A 407-nucleotide genomic window follows, 5' to 3' on the forward strand; every position below is an offset into this window, starting at 1 on the left:
CCCTGGTGTTGCGGGTCGATCTGGCCGGCGACCCCACAGTTGCCGAGACAGTCGGTCAGGTGCGTCAACGCAGCCTGGCCGCGTACGAGCACCAGGACGTGCCCTTCGAGGTGTTGGTGGAGCGCCTCAACCCGACCCGCAGCCTGTCACATCATCCGCTGGTCCAGGTAATGCTGGCCTGGCAGAACCCCGCCGGCACCACCGCCGCCGCGTCGGGGTCGGATGATGTGCAGGCTGCGCCCATAGCAACGGAAACCCATACCGCTCGAATGGATCTCGTGTTCGCCCTGGGGGAGAAGTTCGACGAGTCGGGCCAGCCCGCGGGCATCGGTGGATCGGTGGAGTTCCGTACCGATGTGTTCGACGCGGGCAGCGTCGAGACCTTGATCGGCCGCTTGGAGCGGGTG

General features: G+C 66.8%; 1 protein-coding gene. It reads left to right on the top strand.

Going from position 1 to position 407, the window contains the following annotated elements:
• Positions 1 to 407 (top strand): condensation domain-containing protein (locus RM779_RS33440; RefSeq protein ID WP_311621556.1); only part of this gene is annotated, 407 nt, incomplete at both ends.

Source organism: Streptomyces johnsoniae, from assembly GCF_031845565.1.
Lineage (GTDB): Bacteria > Actinomycetota > Actinomycetes > Streptomycetales > Streptomycetaceae > Streptomyces > Streptomyces johnsoniae.